Source organism: Azospirillum largimobile, from assembly GCF_977007025.2.
The window spans coordinates 113,524-133,525 of the sequence record NZ_CDRMUA020000002.1 but is presented as its reverse complement, the minus strand read 5'-3'; the positions used below and the strand labels follow the sequence as shown (position 1 = coordinate 133,525).

Annotated in this window: 15 protein-coding genes; 1 reads left to right on the top strand and 14 read right to left on the bottom strand. The window is 69.6% G+C overall.

The window, feature by feature from the left end; all coding sequences use genetic code 11:
• Position 1: 1 nt before the first annotated feature.
• The 10 genes from pelF to ACWPKK_RS13935 all read right to left on the bottom strand — a co-directional run bounded on the left by pelF (position 2) and on the right by ACWPKK_RS13935 (position 14,239).
• Positions 2-1,576, bottom strand: a complete 1,575-nt coding sequence (gene pelF, locus ACWPKK_RS13980; RefSeq protein ID WP_452005038.1) for a GT4 family glycosyltransferase PelF — start codon at positions 1,574-1,576, stop codon at positions 2-4.
• Entirely contained in the window at positions 1,573-2,709 is a 1,137-nt protein-coding gene (locus ACWPKK_RS13975) for a tetratricopeptide repeat protein (RefSeq protein WP_452005035.1), read from the bottom strand. The genes pelF and ACWPKK_RS13975 overlap by 4 nt, the downstream gene beginning before the upstream one ends.
• Complete coding sequence (locus tag ACWPKK_RS13970; RefSeq protein WP_452005033.1) at positions 2,706-4,130, bottom strand: GAF domain-containing protein; 1,425 nt, start codon at positions 4,128-4,130, stop codon at positions 2,706-2,708. The genes ACWPKK_RS13975 and ACWPKK_RS13970 overlap by 4 nt, the downstream gene beginning before the upstream one ends.
• A 14-nt stretch (positions 4,131-4,144) precedes the next feature.
• A complete protein-coding gene (locus tag ACWPKK_RS13965) occupies positions 4,145-4,789 on the bottom strand; it encodes a hypothetical protein (RefSeq protein ID WP_452005030.1) in 645 nt (214 codons plus the stop codon).
• Positions 4,790-4,833: 44 nt separating this feature from the next.
• The gene (locus ACWPKK_RS13960) at positions 4,834-6,369 is read right to left on the bottom strand and encodes a tetratricopeptide repeat protein (protein WP_452005027.1); all 1,536 of its coding nucleotides are present in this window, start codon (positions 6,367-6,369) and stop codon (positions 4,834-4,836) included.
• A 148-nt stretch (positions 6,370-6,517) separates the two neighbouring features.
• On the bottom strand, positions 6,518-9,541 hold the full coding sequence (locus tag ACWPKK_RS13955) for a tetratricopeptide repeat protein (protein WP_452005024.1): 3,024 nt from the start codon (positions 9,539-9,541) through the stop codon (positions 6,518-6,520).
• Between the two features lie 7 nt (positions 9,542-9,548).
• Positions 9,549-11,834, bottom strand: a complete 2,286-nt coding sequence (locus tag ACWPKK_RS13950; RefSeq protein WP_452005022.1) for a polysaccharide deacetylase family protein — start codon at positions 11,832-11,834, stop codon at positions 9,549-9,551.
• Entirely contained in the window at positions 11,834-12,748 is a 915-nt protein-coding gene (locus ACWPKK_RS13945) for an endo alpha-1,4 polygalactosaminidase (protein WP_452005020.1), read from the bottom strand. Before ACWPKK_RS13945 ends, ACWPKK_RS13950 begins: the two co-directional genes overlap by 1 nt.
• A gap of 40 nt (positions 12,749-12,788) precedes the next feature.
• The gene (locus tag ACWPKK_RS13940) at positions 12,789-13,730 is read right to left on the bottom strand and encodes an SDR family oxidoreductase (RefSeq protein ID WP_452005017.1); all 942 of its coding nucleotides are present in this window, start codon (positions 13,728-13,730) and stop codon (positions 12,789-12,791) included.
• Positions 13,731-13,849: 119 nt separating this feature from the next.
• Entirely contained in the window at positions 13,850-14,239 is a 390-nt protein-coding gene (locus tag ACWPKK_RS13935; protein WP_452005014.1) for a response regulator, read from the bottom strand.
• 341 nt (positions 14,240-14,580) lie between these two features.
• On the opposite strand from ACWPKK_RS13935, the gene ACWPKK_RS13930 reads away from it, so the two are divergent.
• Positions 14,581-15,204, top strand: coding sequence for a glutathione S-transferase family protein (locus ACWPKK_RS13930; protein WP_324868266.1), 624 nt, complete (start codon positions 14,581-14,583; stop codon positions 15,202-15,204).
• Positions 15,205-15,354: 150 nt separating this feature from the next.
• Here the strand turns inward: ACWPKK_RS13930 and ACWPKK_RS13925 are convergent, their stop codons facing one another.
• The 4 genes from ACWPKK_RS13925 to ACWPKK_RS13910 form a co-directional block, all read right to left on the bottom strand.
• The gene (locus tag ACWPKK_RS13925) at positions 15,355-16,584 is read right to left on the bottom strand and encodes a phenylacetate--CoA ligase family protein (RefSeq protein ID WP_452005012.1); all 1,230 of its coding nucleotides are present in this window, start codon (positions 16,582-16,584) and stop codon (positions 15,355-15,357) included.
• 52 nt (positions 16,585-16,636) lie between these two features.
• Positions 16,637-17,500 carry an ABC transporter ATP-binding protein gene (locus ACWPKK_RS13920; RefSeq protein ID WP_452005009.1) on the bottom strand — a complete coding sequence of 288 codons (864 nt, stop codon included), beginning with the start codon at positions 17,498-17,500 and terminating at the stop codon, positions 16,637-16,639.
• A 75-nt stretch (positions 17,501-17,575) separates the two neighbouring features.
• Complete coding sequence (locus ACWPKK_RS13915; RefSeq protein WP_452005006.1) at positions 17,576-18,868, bottom strand: ABC transporter substrate-binding protein; 1,293 nt, start codon at positions 18,866-18,868, stop codon at positions 17,576-17,578.
• A 53-nt stretch (positions 18,869-18,921) separates the two neighbouring features.
• Positions 18,922-19,995 carry a branched-chain amino acid ABC transporter permease gene (locus tag ACWPKK_RS13910; protein WP_452005004.1) on the bottom strand — a complete coding sequence of 358 codons (1,074 nt, stop codon included), beginning with the start codon at positions 19,993-19,995 and terminating at the stop codon, positions 18,922-18,924.
• Positions 19,996-20,002 lie beyond the last annotated feature (7 nt).

Sequence of the window (20,002 nt, the reverse complement as noted above, 5' to 3'; positions counted from 1 at the left end):
CTCAGGCCACCCCGCTCAGGGCGGAGCCGGGCACACCCGCTTCGGACTCGTCAAGCGTCGGCCGTGTCGGCATGGCGATGTGCTCGTCGTAGATGGCGCGGTAGATTCGGTCGATGGCGACCTTGTCGTAGGATTGGGCGACGCGCCGGGCGATGGCCTGGGCGCAACGCTCGCGCCAGGGGCGGTCGAGCAGAAGCGCACGCAGCTCCCGCGCGGTGTCGAGCGGACTCGCCAGCGGCGTCACCGCCCCGCCCGGCCCCAGCGGCGGAACCTCGTCCGGGCGGCCCAGCAGCAGTTCGGCGCAGGATCCCACGTCGGTCGCCACCGTCGGCACGCCGGACGCGCCGGCCTCCAGGATCACCAGCGGCTGCGCCTCGCTGACGCTGGTCAGCGCGATGGCGTCGACCCGGCCCAGCCAATCCGTCAGCTTGACCCGGCCGGCGAAGATCACAGTCTGCTCCAGCCCCAGATGGGTCACGATGGTGCGGCATTCCTCGACATAGCCGGGATCCTCCTCCAGCGGTCCGAGGATCATCGCCTTCAGGTCGGGGATGTCCTCGCGCAGGATGGCGGCCGCGCGGATGTAGGTCTTCACGTCCTTGATCGGCACGACGCGGCCGATCAGGGCGATGGTCGGCGGGCGCGGTTCCGGGGCGCGCCGCACCTGGGAATAGCCGGCGTAGTCGATGCCGTTGGGCACGATCATCAGCTTGGCCGGATCGGCGCCTTGGCGGCGCTGGAACTCCTGGTTTCCGCCGTACAAGGTGATGATGCGGTCGCAGGCGTCGTAACAGGCCTTGGAGTAGCTGGCGAAGGTGTCCAACCACAGATCCCGCAAATCGCGCTTCTTCCTGTCGAGCACCAGCGAGGTGTCGCCGCCCTCGAACAGCCATTCGGCCATCAGGATTTCGATGCGCCGCTCGTTGGTGTAGATGCCGTGTTCGGTCAGCAGCGCCGGCCGTCCGGTCTCCAGCCTCGCCCGCGCGGCGAACAGCCCGGCATAGCCGGTGGAGACGGCATGATAGACGGAGGCCCGCGGCATCGGCACCAGCAGCGTGGCGAACAGCCCGCTCATCAGCGCGCGGCTACCCCAGAAATATTCGAGGAAGGAGGCGTCCGGCAGGGCGGCCCTGCACATGCGCACCACCATCTGGAAGGCGTCCTCGGAGTTCAGCAGCGCCCGCTTGCCGACCCGGCCGCGCCGCGGCGCCAGCAGCCGCAGCACCTCGGCCACCTCAGTCAGCCCGCCGCCCTGCTGCAGCCGGCCGAGCGGCTTCTCCAGCGCCGCCACCAGCCGCGCGGTGCCGGGTTGCCAGCGCCAGCCGGCGGGCGGATCCTGGAGATAGACATGGGTCAAGCCGGTGACGTTGGGCGGAAGCTCGTATGCCAGCTGGCGCGCACTGCGGTCGGCGACCAGCGCCACGACATGGAAGGTCAGGTCGGCATGGGAGCGGATCAGGTCATGGGTCCAGGTCGACACGCCGCCCGCGACATAGGGATAGGATCCCTCCATCAGCAGGCAGACATCGGCCTTGGGGGCAAAGGGTGCTTCCGGCAGAGGCGTGCTGCGGCTCATGCGGCAAGCTCCTTCGCACCGGCCACCGGGGGAACGGCCTCCGGCGGTGTCGATGGCGGATCGTCGCGCCAGAGGGCGAACACGTCGCGCAACGTGTGGGGCAACGCCTCCTCGTCGCCCAGCAGGTCGGGCCGGCGGGCGGGAAGCGCGCGGAGCTCGGCGAAGCGGCCCAGCCGGAACAGGCTCTCGGCGTACCAGTAGAGGATACGGCGGTCGGGCGTGCGGTCGACCAGCGGCTCCAGCCGCGCCGCCGCCTCCGCCGCCAGTCCGCAGCGCAGCAGCAGCCGGCCGAGGTCGAGGCGGATGGTGTCGTCGTCGGGGGCAAGGTCCAGGCTGCGGCGATAGCCTTCCAGCGCCTTTTCCCGGATCTCCGCCTCGCGGTTGGCGTCCAGCAGGCCGCAGAAGGCGTAATCGTCGAGATGGCGGGCGAGTGCGGACAGGGCGTCCGGATCTTCCGCCCGGTCGCGTGCCGCATGGTCCAGCGCAAGCCAACGCTCGTTGAACTCATGCTCCACCCGCGCGGTGGCGGTGGCGGCCTGGACGCGGACGGACGGGTCGGCGTCGGCGAGGCCGGCCTTCAGCGCGGGCGTGAAGGCGGGACGGAAATGGCGGGCGACGAGCGCGATCACCGCCTGCTTCTGCTGCGGCGAGCCGATCCACATCACGTCGGTGAAGGAATCGCCGGCGGCGAGATGCGCGTTCTCCCGCCCTGTCACGATCAGTTCGTACAGCTCGCGCGCGGGTCCGGTCTCGCTGTCGGGGAAGAGGGAGAGATACCAGTCCTGGAACCCGGTGGCATAGCGGCTGAACAGCGCCAGCAGCGCCGCGGTCACCACGGTGCAGGCGGCTCCGACCGGCCCCAGCGGCACCATGGTGACCAGCAGAAGCCCGGCCAGCCGCAGGTCCCGCCCGCGCCGCACCAGACCGCGCACCCACAGCCCGACCAGACCGCAGAGCGCCAGATGCAGCACCGCGCCGATCGGCAGGGCGAAGGGAGGTCCCGAGAGGGCAAAGGCCGCCACCGCGGCGTCGAGCAGGCCGGCGGCCGGCGCCACCAGCAGCAGCTCGCCCACGCCGGCGGACGGCCGGTCGCCGGGAAGACCATCGAAAGCGGCGGGGGTCGGGGCGCTCATCGCACCTCCAGCCCGTCCAGCCGGTTCTCTACCCGGCCATCCGCGGGGGCTTCGATCCGCCGCGTGGTGAAGCCGATGGTGATGTCGGCCAGTGCAGCGGGAAGCGCCTGCCGGACGGCCCGTTCGAGCTTCGCCTCCACCAGCCGGGCGCCGGCCAGCGGCGTGCCGGCCAGCACGACGCCGAAGGACGTTCCCTGATGGCCGAAGTCGCAGGCGAGGTCGGTGTCGCGCAGGCTGCCGCGCACAGCCTCGCCGATGGCGGCGGCAAGCTCCGCCCGCTGGCCCACCGACAGGCGGGCGATGCCGGTCGGACGGATGGTGATGGCCGTCGTCTCGAACCCCATGCGGCGGCCGAGCAGGGCCAGGAACTCCGCCTGACGGCCGATGTAGCTGGAGGAATAGAGCGCGTCGTCGGTGAACACCCGCTGTTCGTTGGCGGCGCGGTATTGGCGCGCCTTGGCCAGCGCGGTGCCGATCCATTCGCACAGGATGCGGAAATTCTCGACCGTGTTGACGCTGAGGTCGGTGAAGCCCAGGCTTTCGATCTTCACCATGCCGACCACCTCGCCGGTGTCGCTGCTGACCAGCGGGCCGGCCAGAACGCCTTCGCCGGCCAGGATGCGCTCGTCCTCGGCGCGGCTGACGCAGACCTGGCGCTGGCGGGCGATCACCTGCTGGAACAGGGCGGTGCCGCTGTCGAACCAGCGCGCGTAGGTGTCGTTCTCGTCGTCCCAGCCCTCGTTCGTCACCGATTCCAGCACGTCGTTGTTCAGCAGGAACAGCGAAAACTTCTCAGGCTTCATGACCGTGCGCACGAGGTCGGCGACGCCCAGCATCACCTCCCCCTCGTCCAGCCGGTCGATGGACTTGGCGGCCTGATAGAGGGTGAAGACGGTGCGCAGCTGGCCGGCGACGCGGGTTTCCAGGCTTTCCTTCACCGATTTCAGGGCGCGGTAGGACCGGGCGATGGCCTCCGCCTCCTGCCGGGCGGTGGCAAGGCCGGCGCGAAGCTCCTCCCGCTCGCGCAGCTGGCGCATGCGCAGTTCGCCGAACAGCACCGCAGCGACCAGCCACAGGATCGGTTCGCGCGTCAGGGTGAAGAGATGGTCGTAGAGGTCCTGGCTGATGCCGGCGTCCGGCACGTTACCCAGCCGCAGCGCCACCGATGCGGCCAGTGCCGCCAGCACGCCCTCGTTGGTGCCGTACTGGATCGCCAGCAGCAGGACCGGGATCCAGAAGGGATGCGGCTGCACCCCCTCGAACCGCAGCCCGGAGCCGAGCCAGACATCCAGCCCGAGCGCCACGGCGAAGAACAGCACGAGTTCCAGCAGCGCCACCGGACGCAGGCCGAGCCAGCGGCGGCGGGGCGCACCGTCGGCGGGGATCGTGGCTGCCGGGACGGCGGGGGGCTGGCTGCTCATCGTCGGACCGAGCCTCAGGGAGTGGCGGCGACCACCGGCCGCAGGCTGTCGATCATGCGCGTCGCCACGCGCTGGGCGACATTGTTGACGCTGTCGCGGCTGAAATAGCCACGCCCGGCCTCCGACTGGCTGGAGGTCCACAGAACGGCGCCGTCGGACACCCGCACCAGCCGGGCGTTCAGCCCGACCACCGGCTCCTCCCGCAGGCCGTGCTGATAGCCGTATTCCGACACGCTGCCGGCCAGCACCGCATCCACCCCCAGCGCCCGGCCGGCGGCCTGCGCGTCGAGCGGAGCATCGGCGGGGGCTTCCGGCACCGCGGCGGCACCGGCGTCGGCCGACTTCAGGGTTGCAAGGCGGCTGCGGACCCGGCCGGCCTCCACGGTGCGGACGCTGCCGACGCCGTACAGTTCGGTGGAGACGAGATCGGCGGCGATCTGGCCGGCGTTGGGGTGGTTGGTCAGGTTCTCGAACGGCAGAACGGCGACGGTTGCGCCGGCCGGCAGCGCGGCACCCGGCTGGGCGAAGTCGCGGCTGTTGATCCGCCCGACGCTGCAGCCCGCCAGCAGCATCCCGGCCAGCAGCAGCGCGCCGCAAGCCCGCATTCCCTTGGCTTTCATCCCCATGCCCGTCGGCCCCATCGCGTCACGCATCCCCATTCCGCTGTTTCCCTTCCTTTAACCATGAAGACGTTGACACACCGTCAATATCGCCAGACCAGAGTGACGCCTGCGCTGTTCACCGCGCTGGCCGTGCCGCGGGCGGTGGAGCGGGCGTGGGCGGCGCGAATCCCCAGTTCCAGCCCGTCCGCCGGCTCCCAACCCAGGGAAACAGCGCCCTGCGGGCCGCTGCGCCCCCGCCGGTCGTAGGCGTAGCCGAGCTGCGCGGCATAGCGGACATAATCGGTGACATAGTCCTCGACATTGATCTGGAGCGCGTGGACCTCGCGCGTCGCGGCCGGCAGCGGGACGTAGGCTTGTCCGTCCGCGTTCTGCCGTTCCTCGCGGTGGCCGACATACTCGGCGTCCAGCACATAGGCGACGCTGGCGAGCGGCCCGGCGGCGTTGAGGATATAGCGCAGGGAGCCTTCAACCGTGGCGCTGCGCGCCAGATCGGCGGCCCCGGCCAGCCCATAGCGGTTGTAGCCGGCGCCGAGCGACAGGGACCAGCGCTCCGACAGCCGTTCCTCATGCTGCAGGAAAACCCAGTCGCGCCGCCCGCCGCCGACGATGCCCTCCAGGAAGGCGAAGTTCGGCTCGCTCCAGGCAAAGCCGGCGCGGGTCTCAGACTCCTCGTCGCGCCAGCCATGGGTGTAGCCGGCGCCCAGCGTCCGCGGTGCGGCGTAGACGGACAGGGTGGAGCGCTGCAACTCGGGCCAGTCATGGACCAGCCCGACCTCCAGCCGGGATCGTGCGCCGTGGAAGGGCTCCAGCCGGCCGTCGGCGCGCTGGGCAGCGTCGACATCCACCTCGCGCCGCTCCAGCCCCCAGGTCAGGCTGGTGGAGCGGCCAAGCTCCTGCACGCCGCTGAGCCGCGCGATGCGCTGCATGTCGGCGTTGCGCACCTGCTGCCAATCGACGTCGAGGCGGATACGGTCGGCATTGGCATGCAGAAGCAGTGCCTTGCCCTGGACCAGCGACGGTTCGCCGGGCGTCAGCTCCAGCGCGCTGTCATAGGCCATGACCGCTTCGCGCCAGCGGCCGAGCCGTTCCTCCGCCTGGCCCAGCAGGGCGGTGGACTGGGCGTCACGCGGATCCTGCGCCAGCAGGTCGCGCAGCAGCACCCGCGCCGGCCGGACCTCGCCGCCCTCCATCAGGGCCAGGGCACGGAAATAGTCGATGCGGCGTTGGGCGGCACGGTCGGCCGCCTCGGCCTGCGGCGTCGGGCGCGCGGCGGGGGCGCGGGCCAGCGCGACGGTGACGCCCCTGGGGTCCGCCACGATCTCGGCCGTCACGTCGGCGGCGAGGACCAGCACGACGCTGTCGTAGCCATAGAGGATGTTGTCGATCCAGGACTCCAGCCGCTCCGGCACGCGGTCAAGCGCGACCTCGCCAAGCGGCCGGCTGAAGCGCAGGACGATTTCACGGCCCTGGCGCTCCACCTCGGTGGCGACCGGAGCGGTCCAGCCCAGGGTGAGACGGGCGGCGCGGTCCTCCCGCACCGTTTCCAAGCGTGCGGCGGATGGCGCCGGCTGAGCATGGATGGGGGTGGCGGCGAGGAGGAGGGCGAGGAGAAGCACCCAGAATCCCCTCTCCCCCCCGGGGAGAGGGTTAGGGTGAGGGGGATGCGTGGCGAGTATTCTCAGGAAGTCACGCGATGTGACCCCCTCACCCCGACCCTCTCCCCGGGGGGGAGAGGGGGTGGAATGCGTCAGGGCGCGGAATTCATCACGGAAGAGCCAGGACACGGCGGGCCTCCGGCAGTCGTCCGTTTTCGATCAGCATCGATGCATAGTCCGCCTTCAGCTGCCGGTCGCCCGGACGGCGCTTGCGCAGCGATTCGAACAGGGTGACGGCGTCGTCGACCTTGCCCAGCCGGTTCAGCAGGTTCGCCTCCGTCAGGACCGCCGCGTCGCCCCGGCTGCCGCGGGCGCGGAGCTGGGCCAGCGCGGTACGGTAGAAGGGTGCCGCGGCGGCCGGGCGCTTGAGGGCGGTCAGTGCCTCGCCCAGGAAGTAATGCGCCTCGTAATCGTCGGGACCACGCGCGGTGTAGCGGCGCAGCAGGCGCTCGGCGTCGGCGAGGCGGTTCTCGTCATAGGCCAGCATGCCAAGCTGGCGCAGCGCGTCGGCATCCTCCGGCATCCGCGCCAGCACGGCCGTCCAGGCTTCCCCGGCGGCGGTGCGCTGGCCGGTCTGTTCGGCGAGGCGGGCATAGCGGCGCAGCCGGTCCGGCGCGGTCTCCTCGCGCAGGGCGGCGCGCACGGCGACCGCCAGCTCCTTGCCCTTGCCGGCCGACGCGAGCGCCTCGATGTAGGGCGCCTTCAGTGCCGACTGGGCCGGCGGGCCGGCTTGCGTCGCAAGGCCGGCGGTGACGCGGGCGCTGCCGCCGAGTTCGGCCAGACGATCGTACCATGCCGCCTGCTCCGCCGGGCCGGTTGCCGCCTTGGCCCGTGTCTCCAGCCAGTCCAGCGCAGCCGATGGCGGGCGCGGCCCCCACAGATAGGCCAGTTGCTTGAAATCGTCGCTTTGCGGCCCCTGCCCGGCGGCAAGCCGCTGCAAAGCCTGCGTCGCGCCTGCCTTGTCGCCGAGCGCCAGCAGGGCGGAGGCCGGCTCCCGCCGCCGCTCCACCGGCAGGCGGTCGTCGGTGGCGCGGGCCAGCAGGTAGCGGCGCAGGTCGGCCTTGCGGCCCAGCTTTTCCAGCGTGCCGCGATAGAGCGAATCCTCCGCCTCGGCCAGTGGCGCGGCGGCGGCCTGCCGTTGCAGCAGGGCGGCGAGATCGGGCAGTGCGTTCGCCTTGGCGGCGGCATCGGCATAAGCCGCCAGCCAGTCGCCGCCCAGCCGCTCTGCCCGCGCGCGCAGCAGCGGCAGCGCGGCGCGGTAGGCCTTGTGGTCGAGCAGCAGATAGGCGATGCCCTGCTCCTCCGCATCCGTCAGGCCGCCCTTCGCCAGCTTGGCGGTCAGGTGGCGGGCCAGTTCCTCCGACCGGCCGGCGCCGTCGAGCGCCGCGATGTAGGCGGCCTCCACCTCCGCACCGCCCTGGTCGAGCAGCGGGGCCAGCAGCGGCAGCGCCTCCGCCGGCTTTCCGGTTGCGGTCAGGGCGGCGGCGACGGCCAGACGGCTGCGCGGCGAGGGGTCGAGCGCAAAGGCGCGCTGCGCGGCGGCCAGAGCCAGCGGGGCGGCACGCCGGTCAGCGACAGCCCGCTCGGCCGCGCTGCCGGCGATGTCCTGCAACAGGGCGGCGGGCAGCACCGGGCGGGCGGTCAGCCAATCGGCGACGGCAGCGGGATCGCCGGCCTTGGCCGCCAGCCTCGCCCACCCCTGCTCGACCGCCGGAGAGGGCTTGCCCTGCCGGCGCACGACGAACCAGTGCAGGCCGACCGGCGCACGGTCCAGGTCGATGAACAGGGCTGCCAATTCCTCCAGTTGGTCGTCGGGCAGCCGGTCGTCGGGGAGAGAGTTCGACAGCGCCAGACGGTCGAAGGCCGTGGACGCGGCGGCACGACGCCCGGCGCGGTCGAGAATGCGGATGGCGGCCAGACGGTCGCCGAGGGTCAGCGCTCTCCCGGCCAGACCGCGCTCCGCCCAGCGCGCGGCGGAATCGGCGTCGCCGCGGCCGAGCGCGATGTTCGCCGCCAGAACCGGGTAATCGGCGAGGAACCCTTCGCCCAGTTCACGATGCAGGCGGTCGAGGAAGGGGCGGTCGCCGTCGCGCAGAGCCGTCTCGGCCAGCCCGGCCAGCACCCAATCGGGCGCCAGACGCAGATCGCGTCCCTTGGCGTTCCGCAAGGCCTCCTGCGCCTGCCCGGCATTCATCTTCAGCGCCAGCAGCCGGCCGAACTGGACATCCTCCACCGGGCCGGACAGCGCCGACAGGCGGGTCCGCGCCTCCTCCCGGCGGTCGGCGGCGATCAGCAGGTCGATGTAGGTCAGTTCCAGCGCCAGCGCGGGCTTTCGGCCGGTTGCTTGCGGCCCGATCACCTGCGGGCCGGAAACCTGCGGTTCAATCAGCCGCAGGCCCAGGTCCGGCCGGGAGGCCGCCGCCAGCTGGCTCGCCAGACCGATCATGGCGGCGACGGTCGGCTGCTCGCCGAGCCAGCGCCGGGCGCGGCCGAAGGCATCCTCCGCCCGGCCGAGGTCGATCAGCAGGCTCATCAACAATTCGCGGCTGTCGGCGCCGATGTTGCCCTGGGCACGGTCGTCGGCGCGCAGAAGCCAATCCACCGCGCCGGCATGGTCGCCGCGCGCCGCCAGTAGGGCGGCCAGTTCCTGCTGCGCCTCGACATCCTCGGGCGCCAGCGCGCAGTAGCGGGCCAGCGCATCGGCCTTCAGCGCCATCCGGTTGCGGAAACCGGCGGCATAGGCCAGTTCGCGGTAAAGGTCGGCGCTGCGCCGCAGCTCCGCCAGGACCGTCAGGTTTTCCAGGTAGTCGCCCGGCCGCTGGGCATCCTGGTAGAGGCGGTTCAGCAGTTCGCGCGCCTCGATCGAGGACGGTTCGGCGACGATGAACTCCTCGGTCAGGGCGATGGCGCGCTCCACGTCGCCTTGGGCCAGCGACAGGCGGGTCAGCGGCATCACCGTGGCGCCGCCGCGGTCGCCGGCGGCATAGCGCTCCTCATAGACGGCGCGGGCGCTGTCGTAATCGCGGTCGCGGAATTTCTGCAGGGCAAGCTCGCCGCCGCGCGGAATCAGCAGCAGGCTGGCGCCGATGCCCACCAGCAGCACCAGCAGGACGACCAGGATGTTCGCACGCATCGCCGCCCTACCCCGCCACGCCGCCGGTGGGACGAAGGATGGGGCGAAGCCGCAAAAGCAGCGGAGCGATGCCCGGCACCGGGACGGTCAGCGCCAGCCGGCCATCCTCATCCGCGGTCGCGCTGCCGGTCCACAGGGTGGCGCCGTCGCGCTCGGCCGTGATCGTCCAGGGACCGGGACGGGGAACCCGCCAGACCATGGCGCCTTCGCCATAGCCGGTGGCGGCGACACGGAAGCCCTGCCCTTCGCCGGCCAGCGCCGAGAAGGCCCAGCGCCCCTCCACCAGATAGGGCAAGGACGCGGGCGGATCGCGGTCGGCGCGGTCGATCTCGGCGAGCGCCACCACCGGCTCAGCCACCGTAGGGTCGAGCGCGACATAGAGGCTGCCCTGGCTGTGGCGCTGGCCCAGCACCCCGGTTGAGCGGGCGAAATCGACCGCGCTGGCGCTGGCCCGGTCGAAACGCAGCGTGTTCAGCGCCCCGCGGTCGCGCACGCGCCAGCGCCGCCCATCCTCCAACGGCTCGAATCGCGCGGTATAGAAGCCCTCGGCGATGCGGGCATAGGTGGAGGCGGCGACCGGCGCCAGTTCCTGGCCGCGGGCAGCGGTCAGCACCGAAACCAGCGCGTTCAGGCTGGCCGCCTTCTGGCCGCTGTACATGTGGTAATAGACGTTGAAGGGCTTCAGCCGGATCGGGTCGCCGGCATGCCGCATGGTGTTGACCAGATTGCGGTAGCCGTAGAAGCGGCTGGTCCACAGGTCGGTGTAGGTGTTCTCGTTGCTGCCGGCGGCGTAGATCTGGCGCTCCGCCCCCACCGGCAGGCCGATGGGCGGCAGGCCGGTGATGGAGGGGAAATCGGCGTCGAAGCGGGCGTCGCCGCCGTTCATGTTGACGCCGCCCGCCTTGCGGACCGCCGCCAGCGCCGCCTCGAACGGAGAGGTGTCGCCCGACCACTGCACCAGCACCGCCCGCTTGCCGGTGGGGGCCAGCCGGGTGAAATAGTCCAGCGCGCCGCCGATCTCCTGGTCGAGGTCGAAGGGCTGCTGCAGATAGGCCCGCGGCAGGGCATAGCGGCCGATGTCCGACACCTCGCCCGCCGTCTCCGCCGCATGGTCGTCGCCCTTGGCGGGGCGGTAGGTGCCGTCGCGGTCGAGAAACGGGGCCTCCTTCTGCCGGCTGTAGTCCTTGAAGAAGGCCCACTGGAAGGGGTGGGTCCAGGTGTGGCTGGAGGGTTCGACCTGCGGCAGGGCGAACAGTTTCTTGGCGGCCTCCACCGACTGCGGCGTGCCGTTCCAGGTCGGGTCGAGGTCGCCGACGATGGGGGCGACGGTCACCGGCAGGTCGGGAAAGGGCTCGATACCGGCGATGCGCACCATGTCGGCGGACAGGACGCGCTTGACGGCATGGGGCGCCACCTCCGTCACGTTGCGCCAGCCGTCGCCGTCGATGTGGCTGAAATAGAGCCGCCGGCCCGACAAGGTGGTGACGTCGGGCTTCGGCAGGTCGTCGGTGGCGAAGGCGTCGCCGAAAAAGGCGAAGGGATCGATGATCCATTGGCGCCGGTTGTACTCGGCGTCGAAATGGCGGCTGTAGCCTTCGGCCGCCAGCCCGCCGGCCGAGCCGGTCACCACCAGATGGCTGTCGCTGGCCGGATCGTCCGCCCGCCGCATCACCAGATGGGAGGCGACGCGCGCATCGGTCTTGCGGAACAGCGGGTAACCGGGCAGCACGCCCGACAGCGGCCGTTCGAAGCCGATCATCCCGTCGGCCAGTGCCGGCTTGGATTTATAGGTCAGGTCGGAAAAGCCGTCGTCGTCGCGCAGCCCGAAGCGCGCGAAGAAGCGGTTGGCGAGCGCCAGCGGCACCTGCCTGCCGCCGCTTTCCAGCCGAACCCCAGGCTGGCCCAGCACGGCGAAGCGGACGCCGCGGTCCATCGCCCGCCCCACCCAGTCGATGTAGGCGCCGACATCGGCAAAGGGCTCGCCGGCGAACCAGGTGACGACGCCGCGCAAGCCCGGATAGCGCGACAGGTCGGGAAGGCCGTCGGCGACGTTCCAATAGACGACGGACAGGCCCAGATGGTTCAGCGGCAATTCCGCCATCGTGTGGATGCGGCTGAGGCGAATCGTTTCCTCTTCGCGCAGGTCGACCAGCGCCAGGATGGTGCGCGGCACCTCCTGCCGGGCGGTTGCGGCCGCGGGCTGCACGCCGGCCGCCGCGGCGAGCGCGAACCCCGGCAGCAGAAGGCCGAGCGCCAGCGCCGCCACCGCCGCTGTCGCTTTGGCGATGCGCATCACCGGGGCGGCTCCGGGATCAGGCGGTCGAGTTCGACCGTCGAGACATAGGGGGAAAAGCCGTTGGCCCGCTGCAGAGCATAGATGGCCCGGACGCCTGCCGTATCGGCCGGGTCCCAATAGTCGAGCGTAAGCAGGCCGAGCCGCGGGTTCGACGCGCCGGCGGCCTTCAGTGCCTCCACCTGGAACCGGTAATCCTCGGCGCTCTGGCGGTGCGGGCGCTTGGCGGCGAAGTCCCAGCCGGCATAGACGCTCTCCCCCAGCACATGGCTCAGCAGCGGCGCGGTCTGCGGCAGGATCTCATACGCGCGGTTCTGCATCAGGCCGATGTCCGGCCAGTTGCGGCGGATGGCCCGCACCAGGGCCGCCGCAGCATCGGTCATGCCGCGCCAGCGCTTTGGATCGGTGCGCTCCAGATGCGGCGGGTTGTCGAGCGTGTCGAGGAAGACGCCGTGGAAGCCTTCGCGCAGGATCGCCGGCACAAGCTCCTCCACCACCAGCTTGACCCAGCGGCGGTCGCGGACGTCGACATAGAAGCTGCCGGGCCAGTTGGGGTTCTCCTGGTCCAGGATGCCCCAGCCCTTCACCCGGCCGAACCAGGGGCGGTGCGTCTCCACCTCGCCCACGCTGAGATAGCCGAACAGGGTCTTGCCGCGGTCGGCCAGCGGCTGGAGCGGCGGATGGGTGCGGCTGTCCAGAACCAGCAACCGGTAGGGCTGGAAGGCCGACAGCGGAGCGGCATCGGCGTAATAGACCGCCCAGGGAGAATTTGGGGATTGAGTGGCGGAGGATGCAGAGGCGGAAGCTTGGCCGGCCTCGGTGGCCCGCAAGGGGCGGTTGGGCAGCGCCAGAGACGCCGCACCCGAAACCAGCCCCACGGCGACAGCGCGCCGCCCGATCAGACCACCGATCACGCCAGCCGAACCCTTCCCGACGCTTACCCGACCTGAACGGTCATCCCAGCCACGCCAGCGTCTCGCGCAGCCCGTCCTCCAACGGCGTGTCGCAGCTCATGCCGAAGGCGGCGACGAGGCGCGACGGATCGCCGATGGACACCCGGATGTCGCCCGGCCGCGCCGGACCGTGCCGGCGGTCGAGCGCCCGGCCCGACAGCTCCGCCAGCACCTCCGCCAGCCGATTGACCGAAGTCGGACGGCCGGTGCAGACGTTGAAGACCGGTGCGCCGGACCTTGGGTTATCCATCGCCGCGGTCAGGTATCGCACCAAGTCCTTTACAAAGATGAAATCGCGGACCTGTTCGCCGTCGCCGTTGATGGTGACCGGCTCTCCCCTCACGATCCGGCCGGCGAAGATGGAAATGACGCCGGAATAGGGCGATTTCGGGTCCTGGCGCGGTCCATAGACGTTGAAGAAGCGGAAACCGGTGGTCGGCACGCCGTGCACGATGTCGGCCACCCGCGCATGCAGTTCGCAGCCCAGCTTGTCGGCGCCATAGGCGGACAGCGGGCGGGTCGCCGCGTCCTCGGTCAGCGGCATGGCCGGATTGTCGCCATAGACGGCGGCGGAGGAGGCGTAGACCACCGGCACCGGCCCCTTGGGATTGGCGCGGCGGGCGGCGTCGAACACGGCGATGGTGCCGGACAGATTGGCATGGTGGGTTTCCAGCCACGCTTCGCGCGAGCGGTCGACGGAAGCGACGGCGGCCAGATGGAAGCAGCCGTCCACGCGCTCACCTTCGGGGCCGGCCATCGCCGCCTCGACCGCCGCGGCGTCGGCGACATCGCCGACCGTCACCGGCACGGTCGGGGGCAGGTTCTCGCGCTTGCCGGTGGACAGGTCGTCCAGAACCCGGACCTCGTGCCCGGCGGCCAGCAGCCGCTCGATCAGGTGCGAGCCGATGAAGCCGCAACCGCCGGTGACCAGATAACGCGCCATCGCTGCGGCTCCCTCCGCTTTTGGGTCCATGGTGGAAAATACGCGAGGACCGGGGCCCCGGATCCCGCGCTTGCGCGAAAATCGCGCAAGGAGGACGCTCCCCTCCGGCCCAGCGAGGCTCAGGCGGCAGTCAGGAAACCGGCGACGGCAGCCTGGAATTCCTTGGGCTTGATCGGCTTGGAGACATGACCGTCGAAGCCCGCATCCGCCAGCCGACGCTTGTCGGCGGGGGTGGCGAGGTTGGTCACGGCCAGCACCGGCGTCGCGGCGAGATCGCCGTCGGCGCGGATCTGCTTGATCAACTCCAGCCCCGACAGGCCGGGCATGACGATGTCCATCACCACCAGGTCAGGAACCATCTCGCGCATCAGCGACAGAACCGAGGTCGCGTCGGACGCCTCGACCACGGCGAAGCCGCCTTCCTCCAGGCAACGGACGAAGAGCTTGCGCATCAGCACATTGTCTTCGACCACCAGGATCGTCCGCGTCTTTTCGACCGTGTCCACCATCTCGTCATCCGGACCTTGGTTCCGCGCCCCGTGCCGCCGGCCATGCGGCGCCAACCGGCGCACAGGACCACACACGGCATATCCACGCGGTATTTCACATGTAACTCAGTGTCTACGGCTTTTGGTTTCGCTGGTCAAGCAGCCCACAGCTTTGGAGAAGGGCACTTTCACCGATGTTGTGTGAAACTTGTTGCAGTAGTGCCATGAATAGTGGAGCTGCGCTTTCCGCTGGCGCGACCGGTCCGGTTGAGGCCATCCTCCCGGCAAAGCCGGAGATCGATCTTCCGCACGATCATCCGGGGGGGACCATCCGGGTCCGCAAACCAGGGAGACAGAGCATCGTGACAGCGCCCTTCATCCTCTACGGCAACGTGAATTCCCAGCCGGCGACCCGCGTGGCGCTGTTTTTCCGGCTGGCCGGCATCCCGTTCCAGTACCGGCATGTCGACCTGCGCAATGGGCAGCAGAAGTCGCCGGAATACCAGGCGATCAACCGGTTCGGCCGGGTGCCGACGCTGGTGCATGGCGACCATTCGATTTCCGAATCCAGCGTGATCCTGACCTATCTGGCCGAACAGACCGGCAAGTTCGGCGGTCGCGACGACGCCGAGAAGCTGCGCATCGCCGAATGGCTGAGCTGGCTGGCCGACGTGCTTCTGCCGGTCCAGCGCGCCCGGGCCGTGCGCAAGTTCAACGGCGACGCCAACGCCCTGCCCTGGCTCGACGCTTCCGCCGCCAGCGGCATGAAGCTGTTCGACGAGCATCTGGCTGGCCACAGCTTCATCCAGAGCGAACGGCTGACCATCGCCGATATCTTCGCCTTCCCCTGGATCGACCTGCTGAACGAATCGGCCATCGAGGCGAAGGACTACCCCAACGTGCAGGCCTGGGCCGACCGCATCCGCGCGCAGCCGGGCTACAAGCCGCAGTATGAGCTGATGCCGTCGGCGGACGCGGAGTGCTGAGGGTAGCGTCTCGCTAACTTAGACCCCCACCCTAACCCTCCCCCGCTGGGCGGGGGAGGGGACAAGTGCTTAAGCGGGGAGGCGGCGGCAGTCCCTCCCCCGCCCAGCGGGGGAGGATAGGTGGGGGTCTAACTCCACGCCGCGACACTCTCACCCCCGCGTGTCGTCGATCACCTTGCCGTCGTTGGGCAAACTCCCCGGCGGCACGAACTCCACCGCGCCTTTCAGCTTGGTCACCGACGACAGCGTCTCGCGGATGGCGGCGGCCAGATCGTCCCCGGTCTCCTCCGCTTCGCAACGCAGGGTCATGGTGTCGCTGGCGTCCTGGCGCCCGACGACAAGGCGGCCTCGGGAGAGTTGGGGATGGCGGCGCAGCACCTCGGCGACCTGCCCGGGATGGACGAACATGCCCTTGACCTTGGTTGTCTGATCGGCGCGGCCCATCCAGCCCTTCAGCCGCATGTTGGTCCGGCCGCAGGGGCTGGTTCCCGGCAGAACCGCCGACAGGTCGCCGGTTGCGAAACGGATCAGCGGATAGGCCGGGTTGAAGATGGTCACCACCACCTCGCCCACCTCGCCGTCGGGAACCGGGTCGCCGGTGCCGGGCCGGACGATCTCGACGATGCAGCCCTCGTTCACCACCAAACCTGAGCGGGCTTCGGTCTCGTAGGCGACGATGCCGAGGTCGGCGGTGCCGTAGCTCTGGTAGACGTCCAGCCCGCGCGCCTCGTAAAAGGCGCGGGCGTCGGGCAGATAGGGACCGCCCGACACGGCGGCGATGCGAATCGACGACACGTCCAGCCCCAGCGCGTCGCCCTTCTCCAGGATGATCTTCAGGAAGTCGGGCGTGCCGATGTAGCCGCGCGGCTTGAGGCTTGCGACGACCTGCGCCTGCATCTCGGTGTTGCCGGTGCCGGCGGGGATGACGGCGCAGCCGACGGCGTGCGCCCCGGTCTCGAACATCGAGCCGGCAGGGGTCAGGTGATAGGCGAAGCAGTTGTGGGCCAGATCCCCGGCACGAAAGCCGGCGGCGAACAGCGCACGGGCGCTGCGCCAGGGATCGACGCCATGCGGCTCCGGATCGTTGATCGGTCCGGGGGAGGCGAAGACGCGGGCCAAGCGGCCGATCTCCACCGCCGCCAGACCGCCGAAGGGCGGGTTCGCCTGCTGCAGCGCGATCAGGTCGGCCTTGCGCGTCACCGGCAAGGTGGCGAGCGACGCGCGGTCGTGGATCGCAGCCGGGTCGATCTCCGCCAGAAGCTGGCGAAAGTAGGGTGCCGCGTCCTTGGCGTGGTGCAGGTGGGCGGGCAACGCCGCGAACTGCTCGGCCTCGCGCCGGTCGGAGGAACGGGTTTCGAGGTCGTCGTAGAAGTCGGTCATGGTCGTTCGTCCGTTCAGGGGTCGGCCGAGGTGACGCGGAGAGTTGCCGCCCTCAGATCCAGCGCTTGCGCCGCTTGAAGCTCTTGAGGTTCTTGAAGCTCTTGCGCTCTTCGTTGCCGCCGCCGAGGTAGAATTCCTTCACGTCCTCGTTGTTGCGCAGCTCTTCGGCGGTGCCGTCCAGCACGACCTTGCCGTTTTCCATGATGTAGCCGCGGGATGCCGCCTGCAGCGCCATGCGGGCGTTCTGCTCCACCAGCAGGATGGTGACGCCCAGATCCTTGTTGATCTGCTGGACGATGCTGAACACCTCCTTCACCATCAGGGGCGACAGGCCCATGCTGGGCTCGTCCATCAGGATCAGCTTCGGCCGGGCCATCATCGCGCGGCCGATCGCCAGCATCTGCTGCTCGCCGCCGGAGAGATAGCCGGCAAGGCCGGTGCGCTCCTTCAGGCGGGGGAAATAGCTGAAGACCATGTCCAGGTCGTCCTTCACCCCGTTGTCGCGGCGGGTGTAGGCGCCCAGGCGCAGGTTTTCCAGGCAGGTCATGTCGGCGATGATGCGCCGGCCCTCCATCACCTGGAAGATGCCCTTGCGGACGATCTGGTCGGGGTCGATGCCGTTGATGCGCTCGCCATTGAAGGTGATGTCGCCGCGGGTGACCTCGCCGTCCTCGGTCTTCAGCAGGCCGGAGATCGCCTTCAGCGTCGTCGACTTGCCGGCACCGTTGGCGCCCAGCAATGCCACGATTTCACCCTCCGGCACCTCCAGGCTAAGGCCGCGGAGCACGAGGATCACGTCGTTGTAGACGACCTCGATGTTGTTGACGGACAGCATCATCCGCTTCGCAGCCGTGACGGGCGGCATTCCGGCTTGGACGGGAGCGTTGGTCGAAGCGGCCGTGGCGGTGGTCTGCATGCAGCACCTGAACTGTTCGGAAGAAGGGGGGCGCCCCCGCCGCGAAAAAAGCGGAGGCGCCGCGTGCTTATCGACTTACCAGCCCAGCCATTCCGGCTTGCGCGGGACGTCGACGGTGGTCAGCTTGTCCAGCTTGATCGTGCCGGCCTTGACCAACTCGTCCACGCCGGCGCCGGTGTCGCCGCCGACCTTGGCGCGGTAGATGTTGACCGCCGTCATGCCGCGGTGGTCGTTCTCGGTCCAGGTCGAGGGAACGCAGACGCCCTCCAGCCCGGCCGGGACCCAGTCCTTCTTCTGGTACATCGCCTTGCGGATGTTCGGACCGGTGACGCCGCCGTTCTTCGACGCCCAGTCCATCGCCTCCTTCATGTAGAAGGCGGTGCAGACGCCGGCCATGTAGTGCACCGGACGGTAGGCGGTGCCGGCCGCGTCGGAGATCTTGGAGATGTCCTTCAGCGTCTTCATGCCCGGCACTTCAGCGTTCCAGGTCACTGCGGTGCGCATCGGGAACACCACGCCGTCGGCGGCCGCACCGGCGGCCTTGGCGGCGTTCTCGTCCATACCCCAGACATTGCCCATGAACTGCACCTTGGCGCCGACCGTCTGGCAGGCCTTCAGCACCGAGATGTTGGAGCCGGCGGTGTTGCCGAGATAGGCGTAGTTGACGCCGGACTGCTTCAGCGTCAGGCACTGGGCGGTGTAGTCGCCGGGGGTCAGCGCGAACTGCACGGCCGGCAGGACGTCGAAGCCCAGCTCCTTGGCCAGCTGCTCGCCGGCGTCCTTGGGCGCGTTGGGATAGGGGTGGTTGGCGCCCATGTGGACGTATTTCGGCTTGCCCTGGCCGCCCTGCTTCTTCCAGTCCTCCGCCGCCCACATCAGCATGCCGCGCAGCGCGTCGGAGTAGGACGGACCGTAGAAGAAGTTGTAGGGAGCCGGCTTGGAGCCGTGCGGGCCCTTGCCGGTCGGATCGGTCAGGTGGCCGGAGTAGGAGCCGGAATAGGCCGGAATCTCGTCCTTGCCGACGAAGCCGGTCAGCGCCTCGGTATCGGCGGTGCCCCAGCCCTGCAGGGCCGCGATCTTGTCGCTGCCCGACGACCACTTCTTGTACTGGCTGATCGCGCGCGGCGCCTGATAGCCGTAGTCGACGGTGTCGACCGCCAGCTTGGTGCCGTTGACGCCGCCCTTGGCGTTGATGTAGGCGAGCGCGTCCGCCACACCCTGCGCATAGGGCACGCCAACGTCGGAGGTGGCGCCGGACTGGTCGGCCAGATGGCCGACCGGGATGTCGGCGTAAGCGGTGGCGGTGGTCGCCAGCAGGAGGGCGCCAGTAACGGCAGTGGTGGCGAAGAGCGCGGTCTTGATCGACATGGTGCGTTGACTCCCCATTCTGTTCTGTTTGTTGACCGGCAAAGCGTCGGGACTTAGTGCGAGAAGGGATAGAGCTTCCAGTAGGCCTTGATCTGCTTCCAGCGGTGGGCCAGCCCGTCGGGCTCGAACACCAGGAACAGGATGATGACGAGGCCGATCGACATCTCGCGCAGGAAGGCGATGTTGTCCTTCAGGTTCAGCGCGGTATCGATGGCGGTGCCGCTGACCAGCTTGGTGAGCGCCTGCATCGCTTCCGGCAGGAAGACCATGAAGGCGGTGCCCATCAGCGTGCCCATGATCGACCCCAGCCCGCCAATGATGATCATACCCAGGAACTGGATCGAGAAGAGGATGGTGAAGCCCTCCACCGACACGAACTGCAGGTAATGGGCGTAGAGGGCGCCGCCGATGCCGGCGTAGAAGGCGGAGATGCCGAAGGACATCGTCCGGTACTTCGTCAGGTTGATGCCCATGATCTCGGCGGACAGGTAATGGTCGCGCACCGCCACCAGGGCGCGGCCGTCGCGGGTCCGCATCAGGTTGGTGGCGAGGATGTACATGACCACCAGCGCCACCAGGGCGACGTAGAAGTACCGCTCGTCGGTGTCGAAGGCGAAGCCGAAGATGGTCAGCGGCTCGGCGATGGTGCCGGCGGTGCCGCCGGTGAACCAGTCGGCGCGGGCGAAGAAGTCCTGCAGGATGTACTGCGCCGCCAGCGTGGCGATGGCGAGGTACAGGCCCTTCAGCCGCGCCGCCGGCATGCCGAACAGCAGACCGACCAGCGTGGTGACCACGCCCGCCAGCGGGATGGCCAGCGCCACCGGGACGCCGACACTGTTGTTGAGCCAGGCCGAGGCGAAGGCGCCGAAGCCGAAGAAGGCGGAATGGCCGATGGAGATCTGGCCGGTGAAGCCGACCAGGATGTTCAGGCCCAGCGCGGCGATGCCGAGATAGCTGATCTGGATCAGCAGGCTGAGCCAGTAGCGGTCCATGAAGGCCGGGCAGGCCAGCAGGAGGAGCACGCCCAGGATCGCGAAGTTGCGGCTGGTCTTGGTCGGGAAGATGGTGGTGTCGGTCCCGTAGGACGTCTTGAAATCACCACTCGGAATGATGCTGACGTTCGCCATAGGGGCC

Bases quoted from the DNA above. Each gene is read 5' to 3' on its own strand.
- pelF (WP_452005038.1), bottom strand. From the start codon at position 1,576: ATGAGCCGCAGCACGCCTCTGCCGGAAGCACCCTTTGCCCCCAAGGCC.
- ACWPKK_RS13975 (WP_452005035.1), bottom strand. From the start codon at position 2,709: ATGAGCGCCCCGACCCCCGCCGCTTTCGATGGTCTTCCCGGCGACCGG.
- ACWPKK_RS13970 (WP_452005033.1), bottom strand. From the start codon at position 4,130: ATGAGCAGCCAGCCCCCCGCCGTCCCGGCAGCCACGATCCCCGCCGAC.
- ACWPKK_RS13965 (WP_452005030.1), bottom strand. From the start codon at position 4,789: ATGGGGATGCGTGACGCGATGGGGCCGACGGGCATGGGGATGAAAGCC.
- ACWPKK_RS13955 (WP_452005024.1), bottom strand. From the start codon at position 9,541: ATGCGTGCGAACATCCTGGTCGTCCTGCTGGTGCTGCTGGTGGGCATC.
- ACWPKK_RS13950 (WP_452005022.1), bottom strand. From the start codon at position 11,834: ATGCGCATCGCCAAAGCGACAGCGGCGGTGGCGGCGCTGGCGCTCGGC.
- ACWPKK_RS13940 (WP_452005017.1), bottom strand. From the start codon at position 13,730: ATGGCGCGTTATCTGGTCACCGGCGGTTGCGGCTTCATCGGCTCGCAC.
- ACWPKK_RS13935 (WP_452005014.1), bottom strand. From the start codon at position 14,239: ATGGTGGACACGGTCGAAAAGACGCGGACGATCCTGGTGGTCGAAGAC.
- ACWPKK_RS13925 (WP_452005012.1), bottom strand. From the start codon at position 16,584: ATGACCGACTTCTACGACGACCTCGAAACCCGTTCCTCCGACCGGCGC.
- ACWPKK_RS13920 (WP_452005009.1), bottom strand. From the start codon at position 17,500: ATGCAGACCACCGCCACGGCCGCTTCGACCAACGCTCCCGTCCAAGCC.
- ACWPKK_RS13915 (WP_452005006.1), bottom strand. From the start codon at position 18,868: ATGTCGATCAAGACCGCGCTCTTCGCCACCACTGCCGTTACTGGCGCC.
- ACWPKK_RS13910 (WP_452005004.1), bottom strand. From the start codon at position 19,995: ATGGCGAACGTCAGCATCATTCCGAGTGGTGATTTCAAGACGTCCTAC.